This is a genomic window from Colwellia sp. RE-S-Sl-9 (assembly GCF_048296855.1).
Lineage (GTDB): Bacteria > Pseudomonadota > Gammaproteobacteria > Enterobacterales > Alteromonadaceae > Pseudocolwellia.
Genome location: NZ_CP182631.1, coordinates 1,660,422 through 1,686,275, shown reverse-complemented (window position 1 = coordinate 1,686,275; position 25,854 = coordinate 1,660,422). Strand labels below are relative to the sequence as shown.

21 protein-coding genes and 4 tRNA genes are annotated in these 25,854 nt (G+C 35.3%); 19 read left to right on the top strand and 6 right to left on the bottom strand.

Annotation, left to right across the window (positions count from 1 at the left end):
* The first annotated feature begins 28 nt into the window (after positions 1–28).
* Positions 29–1,609, top strand: coding sequence for an FMN-binding glutamate synthase family protein (locus tag ACM9HF_RS07325; protein ID WP_473616581.1), 1,581 nt, complete (start codon positions 29–31; stop codon positions 1,607–1,609).
* A 272-nt stretch (positions 1,610–1,881) separates the two neighbouring features.
* On the opposite strand, the gene ACM9HF_RS07320 is transcribed toward ACM9HF_RS07325, so the two are convergent.
* From ACM9HF_RS07320 to ACM9HF_RS07310, 3 genes are all read right to left on the bottom strand, one after another.
* Positions 1,882–2,343, bottom strand: a complete 462-nt coding sequence (locus tag ACM9HF_RS07320; RefSeq protein ID WP_473616576.1) for a CPBP family intramembrane glutamic endopeptidase — start codon at positions 2,341–2,343, stop codon at positions 1,882–1,884.
* A gap of 181 nt (positions 2,344–2,524) precedes the next feature.
* Positions 2,525–6,361, bottom strand: coding sequence for a translocation/assembly module TamB domain-containing protein (locus tag ACM9HF_RS07315; RefSeq protein ID WP_473616572.1), 3,837 nt, complete (start codon positions 6,359–6,361; stop codon positions 2,525–2,527).
* On the bottom strand, positions 6,361–8,112 hold the full coding sequence (locus ACM9HF_RS07310) for an autotransporter assembly complex protein TamA (RefSeq protein ID WP_473616567.1): 1,752 nt from the start codon (positions 8,110–8,112) through the stop codon (positions 6,361–6,363). The genes ACM9HF_RS07315 and ACM9HF_RS07310 overlap by 1 nt, the downstream gene beginning before the upstream one ends.
* 233 nt (positions 8,113–8,345) lie before the next feature.
* On the opposite strand from ACM9HF_RS07310, the gene ACM9HF_RS07305 reads away from it, so the two are divergent.
* Complete coding sequence (locus tag ACM9HF_RS07305; RefSeq protein WP_473616562.1) at positions 8,346–9,185, top strand: HDOD domain-containing protein; 840 nt, start codon at positions 8,346–8,348, stop codon at positions 9,183–9,185.
* Positions 9,186–9,250: 65 nt separating this feature from the next.
* Here ACM9HF_RS07305 and ACM9HF_RS07300 read toward each other — a convergent pair whose 3' ends face one another.
* Positions 9,251–10,597, bottom strand: coding sequence for an anti-phage deoxyguanosine triphosphatase (locus ACM9HF_RS07300; protein ID WP_473616558.1), 1,347 nt, complete (start codon positions 10,595–10,597; stop codon positions 9,251–9,253).
* Between the two features lie 290 nt (positions 10,598–10,887).
* Here ACM9HF_RS07300 and ACM9HF_RS07295 point away from each other — a divergent pair, with 290 nt between their 5' ends.
* The gene (locus ACM9HF_RS07295; RefSeq protein ID WP_473616556.1) at positions 10,888–11,586 is read left to right on the top strand and encodes a substrate-binding periplasmic protein; all 699 of its coding nucleotides are present in this window, start codon (positions 10,888–10,890) and stop codon (positions 11,584–11,586) included.
* A 57-nt stretch (positions 11,587–11,643) separates the two neighbouring features.
* On the opposite strand, the gene cmoB is transcribed toward ACM9HF_RS07295, so the two are convergent.
* A complete protein-coding gene (gene cmoB, locus ACM9HF_RS07290) occupies positions 11,644–12,609 on the bottom strand; it encodes a tRNA 5-methoxyuridine(34)/uridine 5-oxyacetic acid(34) synthase CmoB (RefSeq protein ID WP_473616552.1) in 966 nt (321 codons plus the stop codon).
* Positions 12,606–13,340, bottom strand: a complete 735-nt coding sequence (cmoA, locus tag ACM9HF_RS07285; protein WP_473616548.1) for a carboxy-S-adenosyl-L-methionine synthase CmoA — start codon at positions 13,338–13,340, stop codon at positions 12,606–12,608. The genes cmoB and cmoA overlap by 4 nt, the downstream gene beginning before the upstream one ends.
* A 241-nt stretch (positions 13,341–13,581) precedes the next feature.
* On the opposite strand from cmoA, the gene aspS reads away from it, so the two are divergent.
* The 16 genes from aspS to ACM9HF_RS07205 all read left to right on the top strand — a co-directional run bounded on the left by aspS (position 13,582) and on the right by ACM9HF_RS07205 (position 25,364).
* Positions 13,582–15,363 carry an aspartate--tRNA ligase gene (aspS, locus tag ACM9HF_RS07280; RefSeq protein WP_473616545.1) on the top strand — a complete coding sequence of 594 codons (1,782 nt, stop codon included), beginning with the start codon at positions 13,582–13,584 and terminating at the stop codon, positions 15,361–15,363.
* A 114-nt stretch (positions 15,364–15,477) separates the two neighbouring features.
* Positions 15,478–16,020, top strand: a complete 543-nt coding sequence (ruvC, locus tag ACM9HF_RS07275; RefSeq protein ID WP_473616540.1) for a crossover junction endodeoxyribonuclease RuvC — start codon at positions 15,478–15,480, stop codon at positions 16,018–16,020.
* An 88-nt stretch (positions 16,021–16,108) separates the two neighbouring features.
* A complete protein-coding gene (ruvA, locus tag ACM9HF_RS07270) occupies positions 16,109–16,726 on the top strand; it encodes a Holliday junction branch migration protein RuvA (RefSeq protein WP_077340609.1) in 618 nt (205 codons plus the stop codon).
* A gap of 61 nt (positions 16,727–16,787) precedes the next feature.
* Positions 16,788–17,795: a Holliday junction branch migration DNA helicase RuvB gene (gene ruvB, locus ACM9HF_RS07265; protein WP_473616532.1), complete on the top strand. Its 1,008-nt coding sequence runs from the start codon at positions 16,788–16,790 to the stop codon at positions 17,793–17,795.
* A gap of 457 nt (positions 17,796–18,252) precedes the next feature.
* A complete protein-coding gene (gene ybgC, locus ACM9HF_RS07260; RefSeq protein WP_473616528.1) occupies positions 18,253–18,660 on the top strand; it encodes a tol-pal system-associated acyl-CoA thioesterase in 408 nt (135 codons plus the stop codon).
* Positions 18,650–19,324 (top strand): protein TolQ, encoded by a 675-nt coding sequence (tolQ, locus tag ACM9HF_RS07255; RefSeq protein ID WP_473616524.1) that lies wholly within the window; start codon positions 18,650–18,652, stop codon positions 19,322–19,324. Before ybgC ends, tolQ begins: the two co-directional genes overlap by 11 nt.
* Positions 19,325–19,345: 21 nt before the next feature.
* Positions 19,346–19,774 carry a protein TolR gene (gene tolR, locus ACM9HF_RS07250; RefSeq protein ID WP_077340601.1) on the top strand — a complete coding sequence of 143 codons (429 nt, stop codon included), beginning with the start codon at positions 19,346–19,348 and terminating at the stop codon, positions 19,772–19,774.
* A gap of 1 nt (position 19,775) precedes the next feature.
* On the top strand, positions 19,776–20,672 hold the full coding sequence (tolA, locus tag ACM9HF_RS07245) for a cell envelope integrity protein TolA (RefSeq protein WP_473616518.1): 897 nt from the start codon (positions 19,776–19,778) through the stop codon (positions 20,670–20,672).
* A gap of 34 nt (positions 20,673–20,706) precedes the next feature.
* Entirely contained in the window at positions 20,707–22,053 is a 1,347-nt protein-coding gene (tolB, locus tag ACM9HF_RS07240) for a Tol-Pal system beta propeller repeat protein TolB (RefSeq protein WP_473616514.1), read from the top strand.
* A 38-nt stretch (positions 22,054–22,091) separates the two neighbouring features.
* Positions 22,092–22,634 (top strand): peptidoglycan-associated lipoprotein Pal, encoded by a 543-nt coding sequence (pal, locus tag ACM9HF_RS07235; RefSeq protein ID WP_473616510.1) that lies wholly within the window; start codon positions 22,092–22,094, stop codon positions 22,632–22,634.
* 12 nt (positions 22,635–22,646) lie between these two features.
* Complete coding sequence (gene ybgF, locus ACM9HF_RS07230) at positions 22,647–23,432, top strand: tol-pal system protein YbgF (protein WP_473616506.1); 786 nt, start codon at positions 22,647–22,649, stop codon at positions 23,430–23,432.
* A gap of 144 nt (positions 23,433–23,576) precedes the next feature.
* Positions 23,577–23,652: transfer RNA gene (locus ACM9HF_RS07225), tRNA-Lys, on the top strand.
* 44 nt (positions 23,653–23,696) lie between these two features.
* A tRNA-Lys gene (locus ACM9HF_RS07220) sits at positions 23,697–23,772 on the top strand.
* Between the two features lie 54 nt (positions 23,773–23,826).
* Positions 23,827–23,902: transfer RNA gene (locus ACM9HF_RS07215), tRNA-Lys, on the top strand.
* Positions 23,903–24,110: 208 nt separating this feature from the next.
* Positions 24,111–25,160, top strand: coding sequence for a quinolinate synthase NadA (gene nadA / locus ACM9HF_RS07210; RefSeq protein ID WP_473616502.1), 1,050 nt, complete (start codon positions 24,111–24,113; stop codon positions 25,158–25,160).
* Between the two features lie 116 nt (positions 25,161–25,276).
* A tRNA-Ser gene (locus ACM9HF_RS07205) sits at positions 25,277–25,364 on the top strand.
* The last annotated feature ends 490 nt before the right edge of the window (positions 25,365–25,854 follow it).

The window sequence follows — 25,854 nt, the reverse complement described above, 5'->3', positions numbered from 1 at the left end:
TTCTACTTAGGTATTTAGGATCGTAGTTATGCTTGCTCGTCAGTGGTTTTATTTTATTTCAGTTGCTTCTCTTGCTGTTATCTTTTTTGGTCAGTTTTATTGGCCTAGTGTTGTTTGGTTGTTGGTGATTGCCTTGCCTTTAATCATCTTGGGTTTGCATGATATTTTTTTTAGTAAACACACCATCTTACGCATTTATCCAGTTGTAGGTCATATTAGGTACTTATTAGAATCTTTTCGCCCTGAAATTCAACAATATTTTATTGAAACTAATCTAAGTGGTAGACCCATTAATCGAGAATTTAGAGATCTTGTTTATCAACGTTCAAAGGGAGTAAACGACACACGTCCTTTTGGTACTCAGTTTGATGTTTATAAAGTGGGCTATCAGTGGATGAGCCACTCGATAAAGCCTACACACCTTAAAGATCAAGACCCTAGAGTTACCTTTGGGCATGGAGAAAAAGCTTACAAAGCTTCGCTATTAAATATTTCAGCTATGAGCTTTGGTGCATTGAGTAAAAATGCCATATTAGCGTTAAACAAAGGCGCTAAAAAAGGTGGGTTTTATCATAACTCTGGTGAAGGCGGCATAAGTGCTTATCATCTTCAATATGGCGCAGATTTGGTATGGCAGATTGGTACAGGGTATTTTGGTTGTAGAGACAACAAAGGTAATTTTAGTGAGCCTTTATTTTTAGAAACAGCGAACCAAGATTATGTGAAAATGATAGAAATTAAACTTTCGCAAGGCGCTAAACCCGGACATGGAGGTATTTTACCTGCAGTAAAACTAACCCCTGAAATTGCAGCAATTCGAAAAGTACCTTTGGGCCAAGACGTTATTTCTCCCCCTGCACACAGCAGCTTTAATACGCCAATAGAGCTTTTAGCTTTTATTGATCGTTTAAAAGAGCTTTCAGGAGGAAAGCCTGTTGGCATTAAATTATGTATAGGTAGTAAACGTGAATTTTTAGCCTTATGTAAAGCTATGGTAGTGACAGGATCTTCTCCTGACTTTATTACTATTGACGGTAGTGAAGGCGGTACAGGTGCTTCGCCAATCGAGTTTACTAATTCAGTGGGGATGCCCTTAAGAGATGCTTTGGTTTTTGTACAAAATGCACTGGTTGGCTGTGGTGTTAGAGATAAATTGCGATTAATCGCTTCAGGGAAAGCACTCTCTGCTTTTCACGTATTGCGATTATTAGCTTTAGGAGCAGACACGGTGAATAGTGCTAGAGCTATGATGTTATCCTTAGGTTGTATTCAGTCTCGTCATTGTAATAATGATACCTGCCCAACAGGTATAGCAACACAAGACGCGGCCCGTTATAACGCTTTAGATTATGAAGAGAAGGGCGAGAGAGTTTATAAGTTTCATGCGGCTATGATCAAAAACTTAGCTGAATTAGTAGGAGCCGCGGGCTTAGAAAATGTAAGTGATATTAAGCCACACCATATTCAAACACGTGTTTCAGAAAATAGTATTGAACATTTAGGGCAACGCTATAACTATATTGCTCCGGATAGTTTACTTGATGAACAAAATATTCCACCAGAATGGCAATATGATTGGCATTTAGTGTCGGAAAAAACTTGGAACTAATTGTTTTTAGATAAGATAAAGTAGATAACCAGTGTAACTATCTAACCTGAGTTCGGCTTAATAAATGTTCTTCTAGCAGCTACTTTTACTAACTTCTGCGTTAAATTCACTTGCAATAGGCCAGATATTGACGCGTAAATTTGCCTTGAATTAAGTAAAACTATCAAGCTAGAAGCGAACCGAGTTTTTAGTGATTACTTTTCAATGAGTTAACAATATCTTAAACCGAACTCAGGTTATCTCGAGTTACTCATATGACTTGAGTGTTAACTTTAAGAAGGAAAGCCTAACATATTCCCCATGCCTACCGTAAATAACCAACAACCATAAATTGAATGTTCAATAGAAACTAATAAGGTCGATTTAGTTTTTTTGAAAGTTAAAGCAAATAAGATCCCACCAATAAACGTGAGCAATATAACTAATGTGTTTTTAAAGAAAATATGCGCTAAAGAGAATAGGGCAGCGTTAACAATAATGAATAGCCATTCGCTCTTAAACAAAGCTTGGTATCGTTTAAAAAAGAATGTTCTGTAGAGTAATTCCTGTGGGTATACTGAAAATAGGCTATAAAAAAATAAGATAAATAACCAGAGTTTAGGATTATTTAACATAACATGAAAAAGTTGTGCCTTATCAGTAGACCAAACATAAAAAGTAGTTACAGTTGTGATAATGAGAAGAGGTAAAACAACACGCTTCCAAAATGCTTTCCAGTTTACATTCGTAGTCATTTTGAACTTGTAACTTTCTACTTTTAAAAGCACAAATATAATATATGAGAACCCAATAACACCCATAATTACTTTTATCCAAACTGGGTAATGTAGAGTAAAACTACTCGGCAATATTATGAATAAGATAAAAAGTTCGATTATTTTATAGCGTAAAGACTGCATTAATTAAATTAACCTATTACAAATCTGAATCAAAAGAATAATAAATATCTGCCGAGTTCTCTAAGCCTGAAATCGTTTCTACCCATAATCGACTCATTAAAAATAATCTAACGGTTAACTCATTAACCGGTTCGTTTACGCCAACACCATATTTTACATAAATGCGTTTACCTAAATATCCGGCTATGGATACTTGGCTGCTATCACCTTCTATTTCAACATTGTTAATAAGCGGTAGTTTGTCTATTTGCTTTAAAATGCCAGAATAGTTTGCTAAAGCTGCACCTAAAGCCACACCTATACCTGAATCGTCTGGAGCGTCATTTTTGAGTCCTTGCCCTCTTAATAAATAAGACAAAGTTTGTGCTCGCGACAGTGCTGGTGTAGAAATAAGCTTGAGTGTAAGGGCGTTTGCTAATCCTTTAATTTCAACACCCACTTTTATGTTTTCTTTAGGAATAGTTCTTGTGGCTTTAATATCTATATGTGGGTTTTCCATAGGGCCATTAAACGCGACTTTACCTCGTTCTATTTGTAGGCGTTGTCCGTAAGCATGATAGCGACCATCAGGAATGTTTAAATTACCAAATATCTGTATGGGTTGCTGGTTGCTGTGCTGTACTCGTATATCACCTGCTAAGTTACCGTTAAATCCTTGGCCTGTAAGTTGAAAAGCTTCATCAATGAATACTCTAATATCAGACTCAATATTAAAGCGTTTTTCTTTAACTATTTCGTTACCTTTGGTATCAACAAAAATAACGTCATTAGTTAACTCTACACTACCTTCTGGTAAGTTAATTACGCGTAGTATTCCGCTAAGCACATTAACTTTACCTGATATTTTTAGGTTGTTTGGCGTTAACACCGCATTAATCTGCGGAGCGATAGTTGCCTCTATTTGTGGTGGAACAAGTATAGATAAACGGTCAGCATGTACGCTTAGGTTAAGTAACTTTTCTTTTTTCCAGTCAGCATCACCTGTAATAAAACCAGTATCTTTATCAATATTAAAGGTGCCATCAAGTTTGGCGTTGGTGTTTTCAAGAGCTAAGTTAACTTTTACATCGTTAATTACATTAGGACTCTTTAATAATTTTACACGGCCTTTGTCTAAATTAATTTCACCATTAATTTTAGGGTTTTTAAGATCACCTGTTACATTAACTTGAGTATGTAGAGTGCCTTCAAGCAAGGTGATTTCATGACTGATTGATTGAAACGGCCGTAAATTAAAGTTATCTATATCGATATTTGCAGATATGGGAAAATCATCTTTAAATGTGACTTTACCTGCTAAATTTATATTTGAATAAAAGTCATAATTATTATTGGCATTAGTTTGTTTATCTGGGGTTAACGTTAGTTGTGTTTGTACAAAATCATCGTTAAGTTTAAAGGTTAATCGACCTTGATCCCAAGCACTTAATACTTTAACAGGTAAACCTATTTCTTTTTCATCAAGTAAAATATTCCCTGCTAAAACCGATAAATCGCCTTCTATTACATAATGTTTATCAGGTGTCCAATTTATCGTTGCACCACCTTCAATTATGGTATTAACGAGTATGTCGTTAGGGGCAAAGGTTTCGTTAAAGTATGAACTATTCAGGTATAAAGTTAGAGGAATGCTTCCTGAGTCTAAAAATGAGACTTCTTTAGGCAAACAAATGTTAAGCCCTTGATTGTTCCAGCAATGTTTATTCAAGGATAATTTTTGTGTTTGATCGTTATAATCAATAATAATGTCTGTATCAGGCTGCCAATGTTGAGTTAAGTAATTAAATTCAGCACCAGCAATAATACCTACCCAATTTTTTGAGTCTTCATTTCGTAGACCATTAAGTAAAAACTTACTTTTAAAGTCACCTTCCCACTTAACATCAAATGTTTGTTGATTCATATCAGCGTTAATTTTAGCAACAACTTGTGTTAACTCGGTACTTAACCAATTTATGCTTTTACTTTTTATTTGTGCATTGATTAAGTGCTCTTCAAAGGGAGAATAACTGCCTTGAATGGTAATAAAAGGAGAGGCTGATTTCTTGAAAGCAAAGTCAGTAATATCATGTTTAAATAAAATATTGGGTTTATCGATATTACCCGTTACATCAAAACGAGTAGAAACACTGCCGTTTATTTCAGAATAAAATTTATTAGCACTTGGAACCTCTATATTTCCTTTTACGTGCCACTCATTATCGCTATAGCCAGAAAAACTCATGCGAGAATCAAAAAGCGATAAATTTAATTTACTGGGTTTAAGTTGTAAGTTTTCACTTAAATTTATTTCGCCTGATAATTCAAAAGGCATTTTATTAATGTCACCCGTGAGATGGGTGTTAGTTAATGTGATGGATGAATTTTCTTTATCATATATGCCCGTGGTATCTAAGTTACCTTTGATCCGTCCTGATAACCATTCTTTAATATTGTCGTATTGAGCATCTAAATGTTTAAATTGAGGAAAAGTAAAGCCTGTAGATTTGATTTTTAAATTCCACGATGGTTTGTCGCTTAAAGCAATATGACCTTTGATGCTCAGGTTGTTTTTCGCATCATTTAAGCCAAATTCTTCAATCGTTATTTTATTTTCTATGAGTTTGTTATGTGTAAGCTTTAACGATGTTTTTGCATTTTTATAGCCTAAGCCATTGAGTACACTATTTAATGATAATATTTGCTTATTAATGTCGCCTTGTGATGTTAAAGACAACACAGAAGGGTGAAGGTGCTGACTTACCTGATTATATACAGGGAGTTTAGTTGCTTCTAAATTAAGATTATAAGGGAAGTTATTGTCGATAATATTAAGGTTAGCGTTACCTGTAAGCGCTAAGCTGCCTTCACTTTTAAACTGCAAATCAAGTTGAGATAAATCACCTTTAATATTAACTATTTGTGCAGAGTTGTTAACTTCAGGCCAATAAGTATTATTGTTTAGCTGATGTTTAAGTTGAATGTCTAGCGGGTAGTTTTTGATTAATGATAATTTGCCATTAATATCAGCTAATCCAGTACCATAATTTACTTTGAATAAGGTAATAAATAGATCATTTTTGAACCATGTTAAACCAATATTTATATCAGTTATTTTGTTAGGTAGGTTATCTAATGTAGCAAGGTTATTTGATAACGTATCCATTTTAAAATTGATGATCTTTAATTCAAATGGAAGCTCTATTTCAGGTAAAGCTAACGTAGAGGTATCGCTTTTTTGTTTATTGATTATTGCTGGTTTAGTTGCTGCTGTTTTTCCTGCAACCTTGTTATTCACAAAATCAGCTACAGCAATTTCTTTAATACTCGGACTATTAAAGGTAAAGGTACTTTTTTTAATATTAATAGGAGAAGTAAAGCCAGTAATATTAATTACTTGATCAGTTAACTCTATCGCTGTTTTTGCAACTAACAGTTTTTTGATCTTTATCGCAATAGGTATTTCAAGCAGAGTAAATTCTGACTTTGGCGTATTTGATGATTTAATTTTTAATGACAAATCGCCTATGTTTAAACTATCAATACATAGTTGCTTTTGCCAAAAACAGCGTAAATGAAATTTTAATGTCACGTTTTTAGCGTGCACTTTTACGTCATCGTTTTGATAAATAAAATCTGAAAATTCTATTTTTTCTGAAAACATGCCGCCTTTATAAATTAATGTCACATCAGAAAATTTATTAATGAGTGAAATACTGGCCTGAGTTCCCCATGGGCTACTGTAAAGGATGGCTAACAAGCAGAGTAAGCTCGTAATAAAAATAGCCGTATAAGAAGTTACTTTACGGCGTAAGCTCTTGTTTTTTATTTTGGTTGGACTAGCGTCTTTTGGGGTTACTTTAGGTGATGTCATTATAGTTCAGCACCTAAGTTTAAATGTAATCGCCACGAAGGATTATCTTCACTTAAGCTGTATCCTACATCGAGTTTTATCGCGCCAATAGGCGATATATAATGAATACCAGGTCCTACAGAGTATTTCTTTTGAAATCCTGTATCAAATGAACTTCCTATATCAGCAAATATTGCGCCTCTAATGGTAGGTGTAAAATAATATTGATATTCAATACTTGCTACAGCTAATCGATTACCGCCCACAACGAGATCTTCACTTGATTGATCTGAATTGACTTGTCGGCGTGTAGGTCCTATCGATTGGTAGGCAAAGCCTCTAATACTTTGATCTCCGCCCGCAAAAAAACGTAAAGAAGGTGACAATTCTTCAGCATTTGAACTATCTAACAAGGTATAGCCTATTTCAGCACGTGTAACGATACGGTGTTTGGGTTTGATGGTTTTTATATATCGCCAATGGGCATAAAATTTTAAAAAACTCGTTTCAGAAGATATCTCGGTATGAGTGCCTTCAATATTATAATATTGACTAAAGCCATCACTGGGATCTATTAAACTGCCATCTCTGTGTGTATTAGACCAACTGTAGCCCAATAAAAAATAGTCGGCCATGTCGTCTAAAGTGTCTATATCCCATTCTTCATGAAGAAAACGAACATAGTATTCAGAATTTACAGTATCACTTACTTTTATTTTACTTATTCTAGATGACCAATAATTACTATCAACATCACCATATTCATTATTTTCTAATAGTAGTTTGAATTGAATCGTATCGTTAAGAGAGCCATTGATGGGAATTGAATAAATAAAACGTCCTGTTGGATTTATTTTTGAGTACTTTATTTGTGTTTCTTGTCTATGGCCATACTTGTTAACTAATGGTGTTCTCCAGCCACCAGAAATCCTAAAGTCTGTATCAGTAGCGTAACCTAAACCTATATCAAAATAGTGTTTTTTAGCTTCTTTTAATGTGACCTGAATAGGAACAAACTTATCTTTTGCTGCAGATGGATCATCTTGGTTAGGGACAATAACAATATTGCTAAAATATTGAGTTTTTTCTAAGTTATTTTGAAATTGTTGAAGTGTAGATACTTGATAATCGTCTCCGTAAGTAAAGGGGACTAATTTATTGATAAAATTTTGATCTATGGTGTTATTTATAAATTCAATTTTACCAAATTTATAGCGCTTACCACTTTTATAGGTAAGAGAAATATCTGCGGTATTTTCTGGCGTTATAGCTATTTTAGCGGTTTCGAAATAGCCATCGAAGTAACCTCGTTGTAGCGCTAACGCGATAATCTCTGACTTTATTTTTTGGTAATTACCATGATGTAAACGATCTTGCGGTTTAATTGCCAAGTTTGACGTGAGTGAATTAAACATTTTATCGTTTTGCGCTTCACCACTTATATTTACGTTAATAGAGTTAACTAAAGTCACTTCTTTTAATTGTATGGTTAAAGCAAGCTTCCACGGAGTATCGTCTTCACTTTTAATTAAGTTAGTGCTAACCACTGAACGATAATAACCTAAAGCTTGTAGTGCTTTAATTGTGTTATTTTTTGCTGAGTAAATAAAAGACACTCTAGATTGAGGGTTATCAGGAAGTTCACCTAAATAAGCTTTGATGTTGCTTTTAACTTCATCGGGTAAGTTTTCAGGTAGTGATAAGGCTATATTGCTCGCAAATATTTTACCTACAAAGAGTAGGGTAAAAAAGCAAACGTATAACTTCAACATAAAATTCCTTTATGAGTAAATAGACTAAAAATAACGGTTCATTATAACGTATTGTTCGAAAAGTTATTACACAATAAAGTAAGCTTTAGTAACAGAATATTGAAAGTGAACTAGCAGTTTAAATGATAATATATTTAGTTGAAAAAGTTATATATTTTTATAAAAATTAACTATCGATTTAATCATAATGTGCTATGTTAAAGTTGTACTTAATAAAAATTAGAGGTCATTTTATGGGAACTGAAAACGCACTATATACCATTTTAGTTGAAAAGATTAAACAAGATGCATTGGTATTACCCACGCTGCCAAAAATAGCACTCAAAGTACGTGAGTCAGCAGATGATCCCGATGTTAACTTAGCTCAAATGAGCGAGATTATTGCGAATGACCCTGCGCTTTCATTAGGTATGATAAAGGTAGCTAATAGCCCTTTACTTGGGCGCGCTGTAAAAGTTGAAACGGTAAATCAAGCCGTTACTCGTATAGGTTTGAGGCAAATTAAAAGTATTGCAACCGCTATGGCTATAGAGCAAGTTTTTGTTTCTAAAAATAAAATAGTGGCAATGTATTTGAAAAAATCATGGAAAAAAACTATTGATGTGGCCTCTGTTGCTATTGCATTGATGACATTTTATAAACAAAAAAATAAACATAGTTCCTTGTCTTTAGACGAGCTAACTCTTGCTGCTTTAGTACACTCTATTGGTGTTTTACCTATATTAACTGAAGCTGAAAATCATCCAGACGTTTTTGCTAATCCTACTTTTTTACAGCAAGCTATTGTTAAATTATCAAGTAACATTGGTGCTGAAGTAACAAAAGCTTGGGGTTTTTCAGATCAATTTATTGAATTAGTAAAAAGTTGGAGTGACTTAACCATGCTCCCTGAAGAAGTTCATTATATCGATTTTATCAGAGCTGGAGCTATTGCTAATGATATCTTTAAAAATGAATCAACCTGTAAAGTATTGATAAAAAGTTATGTAGATAAAGGTCTTATACCTGATGTTGAATTTATGCAAAGCGATGAGTTTTTATCGACGGTAGCAGACGTTAAAAAAATGTTTTAATGCTGTTGTTAATAATTGTTTATTGAAAAGAAAATGCCAATCAGTTGTACTGATTGGCATTTTTATTAGTAATTGTTTTCTTTAATACTGTTTTGCGCCATAGGTATAAATAAGGTCTTATAGAGTTTTGTTGCGTAATCATCCGTCATTCCAGCCACATAATCGGCAATCACTCTATGATGATTCAGGTTGTTATCTTTGGCATATTGCCAGCGCTTAGCCGTAGGCTTAGGTAATAATCGTAAAGGATCTGATTCAAACGCTTCAAATAATTCCATAACAATTTGTTGGCCTTTATATTCAAGTCTTTGAATATCTGTTTGTTTGATCACAAATTCAAAAACAAAATCTTTAAAAACCTGTAATACTTTTGCCGCAACGTCAGGAAGTTTAGCGTTGTGTTGTAATAATGGTTCTGCAAAGCTTAAAGATTCTAACTCGTTTAAATCCACTAATATAATTTCAGTGATCAGGTAATTAACTAAACCACCAATAGCTTCTTTTTGTAAATAGAATTGGTCACTAAAAAGTTTACTAGATAAATCGTTACAATACACAGACAACCATTCGTTATTTATGGCTTTTAATTTATCAATAACATGAATATCGAAATCAGTTTGACTCACTACACCTGTAACTATCGCGTCTTCTAAATCGTGTATTCCGTAAGCAATATCATCGGCTAACTCCATAATAGAGCAGTCAAATGATTTGAACTGTGTTTTATGGTGTTTATTCTTTTGGCTTTGAATTTGTTGGAAATGTTGTCTATCTAGCTCTGATAATGGCTGTAAAATCCAAGATAAAATATCTAAATCATCAGAATAAATACCTTTAGGTGGATGCCACTGGGAAGCTTTTAGTTGCCTGAATGATTTAGGTTCTTCCTGATTTTTTTGAGTATTTAATACATCAATAGTTTGCGGATATTTTAGTAAACCCAGTAGAGATCTTCGTGTAAGGTTCATACCACAATCTTTACTAAAAGGTTCTAACCGAGCAACAATTCTTAAGGTTTGACCATTGCCTTCAAATCCACCGTGGTTACGCATCATATAATGTAAAGCGACTTCTCCACCATGACCAAAAGGTGGGTGTCCAATATCATGGGCTAAACAAATTGATTCAATCAACGTATCGTCATCAGGAAGTATACTGCTACAAACATCAGGATATTTGCAACGAAGCTGTGAAGTGATCCCCGAACCTATTTGTGCGGCTTCTAATGAATGGGTGAGTCGTGTTCTGTAAAAATCACTTTGCCCACTTCCCATTACTTGTGTTTTAGATTGTAAACGTCTGAATGCTGCAGAATGCAATATCCTTGCTCTGTCTCTTTGAAATGGTGTTCTATGATCATTTTGACGCTTTGTCATACTTAATTGTCGTCTTTCTAACCAAGGCGTTTCCATATTCTTCCTTTATTGTAATAAAAATGTCGTAAATCATGTGATAATGTTAACAAGGTGGTTGACCAGTTTTAGGTATACAGTATACAATATGTGTGCATCCGTAACCATTTAAGGTGCAGCTCTGAAATACGCATCTTGATTGGTAACGGGTATATCTGGATATTACCCACCCCCTCAACTTTATATGATGTTTTTACCTGCTTAAAGTTATATTTATAGAGGAGTCTATAATTAGTATTTTTCAAAAAGCTAAATATCGTGTTGTAGCTGCTACTTTTACCTTTGTTGCTGTGAAATGCTGTGCTGCAGTTTCTGGCGAACGTGAAAGGGTATTGTTCTTAGCGGGATTACCTAAGCCGCCATTTATTACGAGTGAAAATGGTGGTGGTTTACAAATGGATATTATTAGAGATGCGTTATCAACTCAAAATATTGTGCCTGAGTTTCAGCATGTCCAGCTATCTCGAACTGTTTTAGGATTTCAAAAATCTAATGTAGATGCTATATCAATCGTACCATCAAATTACATATATCCGGGTATGTACGTTTCAAAACCTTATATTACTTATCAAAATGTTGCAGTTTCGTTAGCGGAAAGAGAATTAATTATTGAGGACATAGATGATTTAGCTGGACTAACAATCGTGGCTTTTCAAAGAGCCCGTAAGCACATGGGCGATGAATATAACCTCAAAGTTGCGAGTTCATATCAGTATAGAGAGGTGGCAGAGCAACGAGAACAAGTAGATATGTTGTTCACGGGTGAAGCAGAAGTGATTATTTTGGACTTAAATATTTTTATTTACTTTTGTAACAGTCATGAAAAATCCATGTATCAGAATTCATTTAAAGTACATTATATTTTTGATGAAAAGCAGTATTCGGCTGGTTTTAAGTCTGAGCAACTTAAAGATAAGTTTGATAAAGGTATTGATGAAATAAAATACCGTGGTTTATACGATAAACTTATGTCTAAGTATTTGTGGTGATATCTATTTTATTGAATGGTACAAATACTTAATCGTACTTGTACCATGGTAACTTGATTAAGTATGAGCTATAAAAATTGCGCGTTTAGGGGCCGGGTAACCTTCTATTGTTTTAGTTGGATCGTTAGGGTCAAGAAAATCTTCTAAAGACTCTGTATCAATCCAATCAGTTTTTCGTTGTTCATCTAAGGCAGTAACGTCGGTATTTACCACTTTAATGTCTTTAAATCCACAACGTTCCATCCAAGCAACCATAGCGTCACAGCTTGGTAAAAACCAAACGTTTCTCATTTTTGCGTAACGTTCGCCTGGTACTAATACGGTATTAATATCGCCATCAACCACTAAAGTTTCTAATACTAATTCGCCACCTTTAACCAGTTGTGCTTTTAATTGGTATAAGAAGTCGATAGGCGATCTTCTGTGATAAAGCACACCCATAGCAAACACCGTATCAAAGGCTTTTAGCTCAGGTAAATCTTCAACGCCTAAGGGTAATAAATGTACGTTATCGTCTTGTGCGAAATGTTTGACAGCATTAAATTGCATAAAAAATAATTGAGTAGGATCTATACCCACTACAAATTTAGCGCCCGCACCACGCATTCTCCACAAATGGTAACCACTGCCGCAGCCAATATCTAAAACGTATCGATTTGATAAGTCACTAATGTGTGGAGCGAGTCGATCCCATTTAAAGTCTGATCGCCACTCGGTATCTACGTGTAATCCGTGAATATGGTAAGGACCTTTACGCCAAGGTTTAAACTTTTTAAGTAGGTTTTCAATGCGCTTAAACTCACCGGCATTAATATCTGTTTCTGCTCCAATGGTTACGCTATTACTTAAATCGATTGAAGAAGGCGTAGTATTAGGCAGAGCATCTAAGGTTTTTTCCCAGTGAGAAAACTCACCATGTAACTCACTTTTTTGCCAAGTGGTTAATTGAGCAGGTAAAACATTGAGCCAAGAACTTAAACGGTTTTGTGCGATTAATTGGTAAAACTTATTAAATGAGATCATTTTATTGCAACAAGTGACATGAAATTAAAACATTGAAACCACTGATTAACGTGATTAAAACCTGAGTCTTGAAGGCGAGATAAATGGGTTTCTAAAGTATCGGGGCGCATTACATTTTCAATCGCCGTTCTTTTTTGAGCGATTTCTAACTCGCTGTAACCATTTTCTCTTTTAAAATTATGATGTAAATCGATTAATAGTTCATTACACACATCATCTGCAGCTTTTAACTTTTCAGATAACACTAATATACCACCGGGTTGTAAACCATCATAAATTTTTTGAATGAGGTTTTGGCGTGCATCGGGTTCGATAAATTGCAGTGTAAAATTAAGCACGACCATAGAAGCATTTTTAAGCTCAATGTCTAAAATATTACCTTCACAAATTTCAACTTGAGACTCACCTTTAAACGCATTTACATGCATTTTACAACGTTCAACCATAGCTGAAGAGTTATCTATACCGATGATTGAACAGTTTTTTACGGTGATCGACTTTTTCATCGCCAGTGTTGCAGCACCTAAGGAACAACCTAAATCGTAAATGTTGGTATTGGCTTGCGCGTACTCTTTACTCAAATTACCAATGGTATTAATAATGGTATTGTAACCAGGTACAGAGCGCGAAATCATGTCAGGAAAAACTTCAACAACTTGCTTATCAAAGGCAAAGTCTTTTATTTGAGCTTTCTTACTTGAAAAAATGAGATCAGTATCAGAATTTATCATGCAAAATCTTTAAGAAAATAGCTTTATTGCGCTTATTTTAACTGAAATTTATAAGGCAAACCATAAACAGTGCACGATTAATTAACTCGCATGGATATTTGTTATTTTAATTATCATTCCCTGATAGAGTTTATTAGTCTTGCAGAGGTGACATTGCGACTCATTACTATATAATATCGCCAATTTTTATATTCATTAGCTTGTGAATTAATCACAAGTGCAAATGCTCAGGAATTGCTAAATGCGTACTATGTATTGTGGTGAGGTTAACGAATCTCATGTTGGTCAAGAAGTTACTCTTTGTGGTTGGGTTAATCGCCGTCGTGATTTAGGCGCAGTTATCTTTTTAGATTTAAGAGATAGAGAAGGTATGGTTCAGGTTGTTTATGATCCAGACTTACCAGAAGTTATCGCTAAAGCGAATACCTTAAGAAACGAATTTTGTGTTCAAATTAAAGGTAAAGTTCGTGCACGTCCTGAAGGTCAAATCAACAAAGATATGGCAACTGGCGCAATTGAGATATTAGGTTTAGAGCTAAACATCTTAAACAAAGCCGCTCCATTACCATTAGATTCAAACCAAACAAACTCTGAAGAGCAACGTTTAAAATATCGCTATTTAGATTTACGTCGTCCTGAAATGACAGAGCGTTTACGTTTCCGCGCAAAAGTTACTGCTTCAGTTCGTGAATCGTTAGAAAACTTAGGCTTTTTAGATATTGAAACACCAATTTTAACGGCTGCAACCCCTGAAGGTGCAAGAGATTACTTAGTACCAAGTCGCACTCATAAAGGTCAATTTTTTGCATTGCCACAATCTCCACAATTATTTAAACAATTGTTGATGATGTCGGGTATGGAGCGTTACTACCAAATCGTAAAATGTTTCCGTGATGAAGATTTACGTGCTGATCGCCAACCAGAATTTACGCAAATAGATATTGAAACTTCATTTATGTCGTCTGATCAAGTAATGGCTGTTACTGAAAAGATGATCCGTGAGCTTTTCTTAAAACTACTAAACGTAGATTTAGGTGAATTTCCACGTATGCCTTACTCAGAAGCCATGACGCGTTTTGGTTCAGACAAGCCAGATTTACGTAATCCATTAGAAATTGTAGACGTTGCTGATATTTTAAAAGACGTTGAATTTAAAGTATTCTCAGGTCCAGCTAACGATCCTAAAGGTCGTGTTTCCGTTATTTGTGTACCAGATGGCGCATCTAAGTTTTCACGTAAAAACATCGACGACTTAACTAAGTTTGTTGGTATTTACGGTGCTAAAGGTATGCCTTGGTTAAAAGTGAACGACAGAGCTGCAGGGCTTGAAGGTTTACAATCGCCAATTCTTAAATTTTTAACTGAAGAGTCTGTTAATGCTTTACTTGATAGAGCTAATGCAAAAGATGGCGACATTGTATTCTTTGGTTCAGACACATACAACGTAGTAACAGAGTCTTTAGGTGCTTTACGTCTTAAATTAGGTGAAGACTTAGACTTACTGCAAGGTGAATGGAAGCCGTTATGGGTTGTTGATTTCCCAATGTTTGAAGAAGTAGACGGGCATATGCACGCTATTCATCATCCATTTACAGCACCTACTAATTTAACCGCTGAACAACTTGAAGCTAATCCTGTTGGTGCGTTATCTGACGCATACGACATGGTATTAAACGGTTGTGAATTAGGTGGTGGTTCTGTTCGTATCCATAATCAAGATATGCAAGCCGCAGTATTTAGAATTTTAGGTATTAGTGACGAAGAAGCTCAAGAGAAATTTGGTTTCTTACTTGAAGCATTACAATATGGTGCTCCACCGCATGCTGGTTTAGCGTTTGGTTTAGACCGTTTAGTTATGTTAATGACTGGCGCTACTTCTATCAGAGACGTAATGGCATTCCCTAAAACAACAACAGCGGCATGTCCTTTAACTAACGCTCCAGGTCAAGCTAATCCTGCTCAGTTAACTGAACTAGGTATTGCTATCTTGCCTAAAGAAAAAAAGACTGAAACTGATAGTTAATTATTATCTGTAATGTTGAGTGAAAATAAAATGCAGTTAAGATAAATCTTAACTGCATTTTTTATGTATATTACCTATGTATAAGTATCTAACCCGAATAAGGTGGTTAATTTTTTGACTATTATTCTTGGCATTGATCCAGGCTCTCGAATCACTGGCTACGGTGTTATTAAAACTGAAGGTCGTAAGCTAACCTATCTTGGTAGCGGTTGTATCAAGGCATTTTCTACTTCAAAAGAAGACGGAGATAATCAGTTTAGCGATAGACTACAAACCATTTTTTCTGGCGTTTCAGAATTAATATTGCAATTCTCACCTGAATTATTTGCGATAGAAGAAGTATTTATGGGCGTAAACCCCGGTGGTGCGCTTAAGTTGGGTCAAGCGAGGGGGGCTGCAATTGTTGCTGCCACTAATAGAGGTCTTCCTATTGCAGAGTATTCAGCCCGCCAAATTAAACAATCAGTTGTAGGAACCGGCGCCGCAGATAAAAGTCAGGTTCAGCATATGGTTAAAACCTTATTAAAACTACCCGGTACACCGCAAGCCGATGCTGCCGATGCTTTAGCTGTAGCCTTATGCCATGCTCATAGTTACGAACTGTTAGGAAAAATGTCGGGTCAAGGACTTAAAACGGTTAGGGGAAGGTTAAGATAAATACTTCAGTAATAATCCACTAGTTAAAAGTTTACTGTATATATAACTAGTGTTATCGTATGGAAAAATAAATTATCTGGAGAATGTTTTGATAGGTCGTTTACGAGGTTGTTTACTTGAGAAAACAGCACCTGAAGTATTAATTGAGTGTAATGGCGTGGGTTATGAAGTCACTATGCCAATGACGAGCATTTACACCTTACCTGAAATAAATCAAGAAGCGATTGTTTATATTCACTTTGTTGTAAGAGAAGATGCTCAGTTACTGTATGGTTTTGCCAATAAAACAGAGCGTAAATTATTCAGACTTTTGATGAAAGTAAACGGTGTTGGTCCTAAATTAGGCTTAGCTATTTTATCTAGCATGTCTGCTGATCAATTTGTGAGTTGCGTAATTCATGACGACTTATCTACCATAGTTAAAATTCCCGGTGTCGGTAAAAAAACAGCAGAGCGATTATTGATAGAAATGCGTGATCGATTAAAAGATTGGCAACTTGATAATAGCTCTTCAGAAATTGATAACATTTTAGTACCTAATAAAATTGAGAATACTTTCGTTAATGATGAGAGAGGCGATGCTATTAATGCTTTGATCTCTTTAGGCTATAATCAATCCCAAGCTGATAAGGCTGTTAAGTCGGTATTTGAAAAAGGCATGAAAAGCGAAAACATCATACGCAATGCACTAAAAGCCATGCTATAAAATGACACTATAGTTTTTATATTAATAGAAAAACTCCAAATAATTACAGAGAAATATTGAAATGATTGAAGCTGACCGCTTAATTGAACCACAAGTTATGCACGAAGAAGAAACCATAGATCGCGCTATACGTCCTAAAATGTTGGTTGATTATACTGGTCAAGATCACGTTAAAGTACAAATGGAAATATTCATTTCAGCGGCAATTAAACGCGAAGAACCCCTCGATCATTTACTTATTTTTGGACCTCCTGGACTTGGAAAAACAACATTAGCCAATATTGTTGCTAACGAAATGGGCGTTAGTATTAGAACAACTTCAGGTCCTGTACTAGAAAAAGCCGGAGATTTAGCTGCTTTACTTACCAATCTTGAAGAAAACGACGTGTTGTTTATTGATGAAATTCATCGTTTAAGCCCTGTAGTTGAAGAGATTTTATATCCCGCAATGGAAGATTACCAATTAGATATAATGATTGGTGAAGGACCCGCAGCACGATCAATAAAGCTGGATTTACCTGCCTTTACTCTAATAGGTGCAACGACACGTGCTGGAGCATTAACATCCCCATTAAGAGACCGTTTTGGTATTGTACAAAGATTGGAGTTTTACAACACCAAAGATCTTACTGAAATTGTAAAACGCTCCGCTCACTTCCTAAATTTAACAATAGATCATGAAGGCAGTTTTGAAGTAGCAAGACGTTCTCGTGGTACACCGCGTATCGCTAACCGTTTATTAAGGCGAGTTCGAGATTACGCCGATGTAAAAACTAATGGGATTGTGAGCCAAGAGACCGCAGCTTTAGCGCTTGATATGCTAGAAGTGGATCACCAAGGTTTCGATATTATGGACAGAAAACTGCTAGAAGCTATTATTCATAAATTTATGGGTGGACCCGTAGGTTTAGATAATGTGGCTGCAGCTATTGGCGAAGAGCGAGAAACCATTGAAGATGTACTCGAGCCTTTTTTAATTCAACAAGGCTTTCTGCAAAGAACTCCTAGAGGGCGAATTGCAACAGATTTAGCCTATCAACATTTTGGGTTAGACAAACCTGACAGATAATCAACAATCCTCATATATTATTTTTCAATTTTCATTTATTTCAGACAAAAAAAAGCCCACATAATTATGTGGGCCAACTTATAGTAAGTTGTTCGAGGGAATAAATATATAAAATATCAAAAGAGGAACTTTCTTCATCAATAGCATTACCCACAATACATATGAATAATTAGATGCTTTCATCTGTGAATCAGAAAGATAAGGTATTTTAGTTATTTTAAAAGCATGTCTCAAACTATTTAAATTATAAATTTGCATTAGAAAAACTAATGTATTTGTTGTTTTTAACAATCATATTAATAAATTGATACAAAATAATTAGCTAATTATTGATTAAATAACAAAAAATATTTAACTCAAAGCGTTTAAACGCTTGTTGTTTAAAGGGGTTATCTATTAGTATAACCATAAATTTATTAACCTAGCCGTAAATGTTATACACAAGTGACTGTTTTTAATGTTAGAGACTCAAGATCAATTTGAAATACGCGTTTATTACGAAGACACCGATGCAGGTGGTATAGTGTATTACGCAAATTATTTGAAATTTTTTGAGCGTGCACGAACAGAATGGCTAAGAAAATTAAATATACATCAATCATTCTTTTTAGAACAAAATTTAGGATTTGTAGTCAGAAAGGTCGAAATGGATAATCTTGCCTCTGCAAAACTTGATGACGCACTTGTTGTGGTTTCTGAAATTAGTGAAATTAAGCGAGCTAGTTTGATTTTTCAACAAAAAATAATGAAAAATCAACAAGTCATATGTACTGCTAAAATTCGTATTGCTTGTGTTAATTTACTATTAGCTAAACCGTGTTCTATCCCCGAAAGCATATTAGGAGCCCTTAAAAGTGTCAGCTGAAATTTCTATTTTAGATTTATTTTTACAAGCGAGTTTATTAGTAAAATCAGTTATGTTGATTTTACTCGGATTCTCAGTTGCATGTTGGGCAATGATCTTTCAACGTATAAAAATTTTAAAAGAAGCACAAACTCAATTAAAAGTCTTTGAAGATAAATTCTGGAGCGGAGCTGATCTAAGTAAATTGTTTAATGAAATTTCAGCTCGCAGTAAGGTAACAGGCATAGAAAGTTTATTTGTTGCTGGTTTTAAAGAATTTGCAAAATTAAGAAAAAGTAACATCACTTCCTCTAATGCTATTGTTGACGGAACATACAGAGCAATGCGTGTTGCTATGTCTAGAGAAGTTGACGGTTTAGAAAAAAGTTTACCTTTTATGGCAACTGTTGGTTCTATTAGTCCTTATATCGGTTTGTTTGGAACAGTATGGGGCATAATGAACTCATTTATTGCTTTGGGGTCTGCAGAAAACGCAACGTTAGCACAAGTTGCTCCGGGTATTGCTGAGGCTCTTGTTGCAACAGCCATGGGGTTGTTTGCTGCTATTCCTGCTGTAATGGCATTTAACCGTTTTAGTCATCAAGTTGAGAAACTAGAGAATAGTTACGGTAACTTTATGGACGAGTTTTCGAGTATTTTACAACGTCAAGCAACGTCAGAATAATTGAGTTAATAGGTTTACCTTATGTATAAAAGAGCTAGACGTCGTAAAGTTGCTGACATAAATGTTGTTCCATATATAGATGTAATGTTGGTACTACTGATCATTTTTATGGTTACAGCTCCTTTAATTACTCAGGGAGTAAAAGTTGACTTACCCAAAGCTGATTCAGAGCCACTAGATAAAGATAGTAAAGTACCTTTAGTTGCCTCGGTTGATGCTGATGGAAAGTATTATTTAGCGGTAGGAACCAGTAAAAATGAACCTATGTCTGCAGAAGAAGTTGCCACGTTAGTTGCTGCACATTTAGAAGTGGAACCTGGTACACCTGTGGTTGTTAATGGTGATGGTGCCGTCTCTTATGATGCTGTTATTCAACTTATGGTGTTATTACAAAAGAAAGCGGGCGTGCCTTCGGTTGGTCTTATGACTGACTCTGAGGAGAAAAAATAACGTGGATAAAAAGTTTTCTATTGCATTGCTCTTGAGCGTGGCTTTACATTTAGTATTAGCCATTTTCTTATTTTTAGGTGATTTTACTTCAGAGCCGAAACCCATTCCTACTCCTGCACCTATGGAGCCTATTCAAGCTGTTGCCGTTGATAAAAGTAAAGTAGAAGAACAAGTTAAAAAAATTAAGCAACAAAAGGCTGATGACGCACGTAAGTTAAAAGAACTTGAACAAAAAGTTGCTTCAGCTAAAAAGAATCGAGCAAAAGAAGAACAACGCATTAAAGATTTAGAAAGACAACGCAAGAAGAAAGAACTAGAAAAGAAAAAAGCTGACTCTGAAGCTAAAAAATCTAAGGCTAAAGCCGCAGCAGCAGAAAAAGAGCGTAAGAAAAAAGTAGCTGAAAAGCAAAAAGCAGAAAAAGCGGCAGCTGATGCAAAAGCCAAAAGGCTTAAAGAGCAAGCTGAGGCTAAAAAAGCTGAAGATTTAAGAAAGAAAAAGGCCGCTGAGAAAAAACGTCAAGAACAACTAGCCAAAGAACGTGAACGACAAGATAAGTTGCTGGCAGAGCAAATGGCTTCAGAAATGGCATCTCGACAAAAAGCGAGAAGACAGCAGGTTATGACTGAAATAGGTCGTTATACCGCTTTAATTAAACAAACGATAATTCGTAATTTAATTACTGATAGAAGCACAATGGAAGGAAAGTCTTGTAAATTGACCATAAGTCTTGCACCATCAGGTTTTGTGACTAACGTTCAATTAGGGCAAGGTAATCCAACGGTTTGTGCAGCAGCTAAAACTGCTATATATAAAGCCGGTACTTTACCTGTTTCGAAAGACCCAGAAGTTTTTAAAGAGATGAGAACGATCAGTTTAACGGTAGTTCCTGAATTTTAACCATTATTCACTAAGTAGATTATAAAATATTCATATGAAGAAACTTAATACATTTATCGCGTTAATTATTTTATGCCTTACTCCTAAAGCATTTGCTGCTTTAGAAATTGTAATAACAGAAGGGGTCGATAGTGCTAGGCCTATCGCTGTACTTCCATTTAAATGGAATGGTTCTGGTGCTATGCCTGAAAGCTTATCTAGTGTGATCAGTAATGATCTTCGTCGCAGTGGGAAGTTTAATCCTATTTCAGCAGCTACATTTCCCCAAAGACCAAGCTCTGTTCACCAAATTGATTATTCTGCATGGGCTAACAAAGGCGTAGAAGCGGTATTAGTTGGTGAAGTAAGTGAGGTTTCAATTGGTCGATACCTCGTAAAATATCAATTAGTTGATGTTATTCGAGGTCAAATTACGGGTGGTAAAACTCAAATGATGAGTAATGGCCAATTAGTAAAAGCGACTGATCATATTTATGTTGATAAATCTGCTGAAATTACGGCAAGCCAATTTAGACGTTATGCTCATACTATTAGTGATGTTGTTTATGAAAAATTAACAGGAACTCGAGGGGCGTTTTTAACTAAAATCGCTTACGTAATTGTTAGAGATAGTGGTAATTATCCATATCAATTAGTTATCGCTGATTATGATGGTTTTAATGAGCATGTATTATTAAGCTCAAAAGAACCTTTAATGTCGCCTAGTTGGAGTCCAGATGGTAACCAATTAGCTTATGTAACGTTTGAAAACCACCAAGCACAAATTTATAGTATTGACATATATAGCGGTCAGCGCAAAATGTTGACATCTTACAAAGGCATTAATAGTGCACCTAAATGGTCACCTAATGGTAAACAACTTGCCATGGTATTATCAAAAGATGGTAACCCTGAAATTTATGTGATGGATATAGCCACTCGAAAATTACGAAGAATTACTCGTCATAGAGCTATCGATACAGAGCCAAGTTGGTCGCCTGATGGTAATTCATTGATATTTAGTTCAGAACGGGGTGGAAAAGCTCAGCTTTATCGCGTAAATTTAGTCGACGGTAAAAAAAGACGTCTAACATTTGACGGCGAAATGAATCTTGGCGGTTCTCTAACGCCTGATGGCCGTCAATTGATTATGGTTAATAGAACAAGGGGTCAGTATCATTTGGCAAAACAAGAATTAAGTTCTAATGTTTTCCAAGTTTTAACGACAACTCGTTTAGATGAATCTCCTAGTGTTGCTCCTAACGGCGGGATGATTATTTATAGTACCTTACATAATAATAGGCAGGTACTAAGCTTAGTGTCTGTTGATGGGCGATTTAAAGCTAGATTGCCTGTTAAAAACGGGGAAGTAAAAGCTCCCGCATGGTCACCTTTTTTATAAAACAAAAGTAAATTTATTGAAACATAAGGAATAATAAAATGCGCTTGAATCAAACTGTTAAAGCTCTTGCTATTGCATTACCCATGTTAGCATTAGCTGCATGTAGTTCTACTTCTGACGAAACTGAAGGACAAAGCCAAGTAGATACAAATACACAAGTTTCTACTGATACACAAACTGACAATGTTCAAGTATCAGCTGCACAACGTGAAGCTGAAATTGCAGAGCAAAAACGTCAGCAACTTGAAGCGTTACGTTCTGAACATATCGTATACTTTGATTTTGACACGTCTACATTAAACAGCCAGTTTGCATCTTTACTAGATGCTCATGCTAAATTTTTAACTGAAAACTCAAATGTAAACGTTTTAATTGAAGGTCATGCCGATGAGCGTGGTACTCCAGAATATAACATTGCATTAGGCGAGCGTAGAGCTAAAGCTGTTGTTACTTATTTAGAAAATATGGGTGTCTCTTCTTCTCAAATTTCTGTAGTTAGCTACGGTGAAGAGAAGCCGATGGTTAAAGATCGTAGTGAAAGTGCTTTTGCTAAAAACCGTCGTGCAGTATTAGTTTACTAATCAGGAATGTAAATGAAACTGAATAAAGTTTTATTTGGAATGATTCTGTCTGTTAGCACATCTTGTGTGCTGGCAGCGGAGCCAGCTCCAGTTGTCGATATCAGTCAACATAGCGGTTCAAACGCTTCATCTAAAAGTATATCTGAACGAATTGAAAACTTAGAACAAAGAATGGATGCTCGTAATAGAGCTCAAGTTAATGTTCAAAGGCAATTAGATGATTTACAAAATGAATTGAATGAATTGCGTGGTGTTACAGAGTTACATACTCATCAGCTTAGTCAGGTATTAGAACGTCAACGCGAACTATACCAAGAGCTTGATAGAAGAGTGTCACAAGCCCTTACAGCAACGCCTGCCCCAGTAGCTACGCCTACTTATAATGCATCTAATGTTAATGACGTTGTGTATAGTTCTGACGTACCAGAAAATGAAGCCTACGACAGGGCTGTTAATCTAGTGCTGAAAGAAAGGCGTTATGAAGAAGCTATTCCAGAATTTAAAGCGTTTAATTTAAAATTCCCTAATTCTGCTTATGCAGCCAATGCTCATTATTGGTTAGGACAGTTACTTTTTAATAAAAACGATTTAGCTGCAGCCAAAACTGAATTTGAAATTGTTTATAATCAATTTAAAGATTCTCCAAAAAGAAGTGATTCAATGCTTAAATTGTCGATTGTTGAAGAAAAATTAAACAATATGGCAACCGCTAAAAGTTTATTGAAAGAGCTTATTGCTAAGTATCCAACATCTAGTGCGGCTAAGTTAGCCAAACCAAGATTGGCAAACTTACCATAAAGTTGTTGGTTCCTTATCCTTTTTGCTTTCTTTTTATGCAAACAAACGCATATGTTGAAAAAACTTAAATTTGTTGTTGCACTAAAAGAAATTATGAGTATTATATGCGGCGCGTTAGACGAGTAGTGTGACGCGAACAAATGTCGGTCGTTAGCTCAGTTGGTAGAGCAGTTGGCTTTTAACCAATTTGTCGAAGGTTCAAATCCTTCACGACCGACCACTTACTTTACCAAGGTATGTGGTTGGCATTTGTAGAATATATATCGGTCGTTAGCTCAGTTGGTAGAGCAGTTGGCTTTTAACCAATTTGTCGAAGGTTCAAATCCTTCACGACCGACCACTTCTCTTTACTAAAGTATTAGGTAGTGAATATATTCATTTGGGAGTTTTAAATCGGTCGTTAGCTCAGTTGGTAGAGCAGTTGGCTTTTAACCAATTTGTCGAAGGTTCAAATCCTTCACGACCGACCACTTCTTTTCTGGTCTGATTTATTAATCCTACAAAATCCTTAATATCCAATCTACTATTTCATCTTTTTCATTATTATCTAGTTTAACTATTTCAGTGTTTCTTCTTATCTTAATTAATACTATAAGATAATTAAACGCGTTATACACATTACAATAATATTACCGTATAATTTCAGTGTTAAATTCAATCATCAATTCGAGAATATTCATGTCACAATCTAATTTAGCTGTAGAGTTTGATTTTCACTTTCCTGCGAAACCTTTACCTTTATCACCTAATGAAAAAGTTGAGTATAAAGATCGAATTAAAAAATTATTGATTGAAAAAAATGCCGTACTTATTGCTCACTACTATACAGACCCTGAAATTCAAGCATTAGCCGAAGAAACTGGTGGCTGTGTAGCAGACTCACTTGAGATGGCTCGCTTTGGTAATAATCATCCAGCGACTACTTTAATTGTTGCTGGTGTTAAGTTTATGGGGGAAACTGCTAAAGTATTAACACCTAATAAAACAGTTGTTATGCCTGATTTAGAAGCGACTTGTTCTTTAGATTTAGGTTGTCCTATAAAAGAATTTAACGAATTTTGTGATGCAAACCCAGATAGAACAGTAGTTGTTTATGCGAATACCTCTACAGCAGTTAAAGCAAGAGCTGATTGGATTGTCACATCCTCATGTGCGTTAGAAATAGTTGAACACCTAGACTCATTAGGCGAAAAGATTTTATGGGGCCCAGATCGCCATTTGGGGGCTTATATACAAAAGCAAACAGGTGCCGACATGTTAATGTGGCAAGGTGCTTGTATTGTTCATGACGAATTTAAAAAGAAAGCATTAAGTGACATGAAATCGCTTCATCCTGATGCTGCTATATTAGTTCATCCTGAATCACCTGCTGACATTATTGATTTAGCCGATGCTGTAGGTTCTACAAGCCAATTAATAAAAGCCGCTCAAAACTTACCTAACAATAAATTTATTGTGGCAACTGACCGCGGTATTTTTTATAAAATGCAGCAGTTGTGTCCTGATAAAGAATTTTTTGAAGCGCCAACTGCAGGAGAAGGTGCTACTTGTAGAAGTTGTGCTCATTGTCCTTGGATGGCAATGAATGGTCTTAAAGCAATACAAGAAGCACTAGAAGATAGTTCAGGTAAAGAAATTTTTGTCGATATGTCTTTACGTGAGGGGGCATTAAAGTCGTTAAACAGAATGTTAAATTTTAATGCAGAATTAGCCGCGAGCCAAAACTAAAAATATTATTGATAAATAAGTGAATAAAAACACTTAGTAGTTGCGTTATGTTGTTAATTTCCCTACCATAGCGCTGCTTTTTCCAGAGCAATAAAGAATAAAACAAAGTTTCAAATGGTGAGGTGTCCGAGTGGCCGAAGGAGCACGCCTGGAAAGTGTGTAAGGCGCAAGCCTTCGAGGGTTCAAATCCCTCCCTCACCGCCATTCTCGTATAATTATTTAAAGATCGAATGTTAATAGCTGTAAATCGTCTTTACATTTTACTTTCATTAGTTGTTTAGCGTTGCTTTAATTCGTTAAATTTATCTTCATCAGGTTATATTGTCTAAGAAGTAAATAACCAATAGCTGCTTATAATTAGTGTACCTCCTGCTAAACTACTCTCATTATCAAAATTGAATTTTCTGTTTGTTCGCTACCTTGTAACGCATTAAAATCTATCAAGTTTAACATCGTCTCTGTATTGAAACAGGACAATTGCTGAATGCTCAGCAGAAGAGTTTTTTTGAAACCTACCTATCATACTCATCGCAATAACTTCAACTCGAGTTAATTAACCTCAACTCGGGTTAATGAATGTTAGATAATGAATTAAAATTATTATTTATCAAAACCTTAATCTGTATCGTTGTTTTCCTAAGTTATATTAGTCTCTCAACATTGATATTTTTGTGTATAACAAGGCGAATTTTTC

Bases quoted from the DNA above. Each gene is read 5' to 3' on its own strand.
- ACM9HF_RS07325 (WP_473616581.1), top strand. From the start codon at position 29: ATGCTTGCTCGTCAGTGGTTTTATTTTATTTCAGTTGCTTCTCTTGCT.
- ACM9HF_RS07320 (WP_473616576.1), bottom strand. From the start codon at position 2,343: ATGACTACGAATGTAAACTGGAAAGCATTTTGGAAGCGTGTTGTTTTA.
- ACM9HF_RS07315 (WP_473616572.1), bottom strand. From the start codon at position 6,361: ATGACATCACCTAAAGTAACCCCAAAAGACGCTAGTCCAACCAAAATA.
- ACM9HF_RS07310 (WP_473616567.1), bottom strand. From the start codon at position 8,112: ATGTTGAAGTTATACGTTTGCTTTTTTACCCTACTCTTTGTAGGTAAA.
- ACM9HF_RS07305 (WP_473616562.1), top strand. From the start codon at position 8,346: ATGGGAACTGAAAACGCACTATATACCATTTTAGTTGAAAAGATTAAA.
- ACM9HF_RS07300 (WP_473616558.1), bottom strand. From the start codon at position 10,597: ATGGAAACGCCTTGGTTAGAAAGACGACAATTAAGTATGACAAAGCGT.
- cmoB (WP_473616552.1), bottom strand. From the start codon at position 12,609: ATGATCTCATTTAATAAGTTTTACCAATTAATCGCACAAAACCGTTTA.
- cmoA (WP_473616548.1), bottom strand. From the start codon at position 13,340: ATGATAAATTCTGATACTGATCTCATTTTTTCAAGTAAGAAAGCTCAA.
- aspS (WP_473616545.1), top strand. From the start codon at position 13,582: ATGCGTACTATGTATTGTGGTGAGGTTAACGAATCTCATGTTGGTCAA.
- ruvB (WP_473616532.1), top strand. From the start codon at position 16,788: ATGATTGAAGCTGACCGCTTAATTGAACCACAAGTTATGCACGAAGAA.
- ybgC (WP_473616528.1), top strand. From the start codon at position 18,253: ATGTTAGAGACTCAAGATCAATTTGAAATACGCGTTTATTACGAAGAC.
- tolR (WP_077340601.1), top strand. From the start codon at position 19,346: ATGTATAAAAGAGCTAGACGTCGTAAAGTTGCTGACATAAATGTTGTT.
- tolB (WP_473616514.1), top strand. From the start codon at position 20,707: ATGAAGAAACTTAATACATTTATCGCGTTAATTATTTTATGCCTTACT.
- pal (WP_473616510.1), top strand. From the start codon at position 22,092: ATGCGCTTGAATCAAACTGTTAAAGCTCTTGCTATTGCATTACCCATG.
- ybgF (WP_473616506.1), top strand. From the start codon at position 22,647: ATGAAACTGAATAAAGTTTTATTTGGAATGATTCTGTCTGTTAGCACA.
- nadA (WP_473616502.1), top strand. From the start codon at position 24,111: ATGTCACAATCTAATTTAGCTGTAGAGTTTGATTTTCACTTTCCTGCG.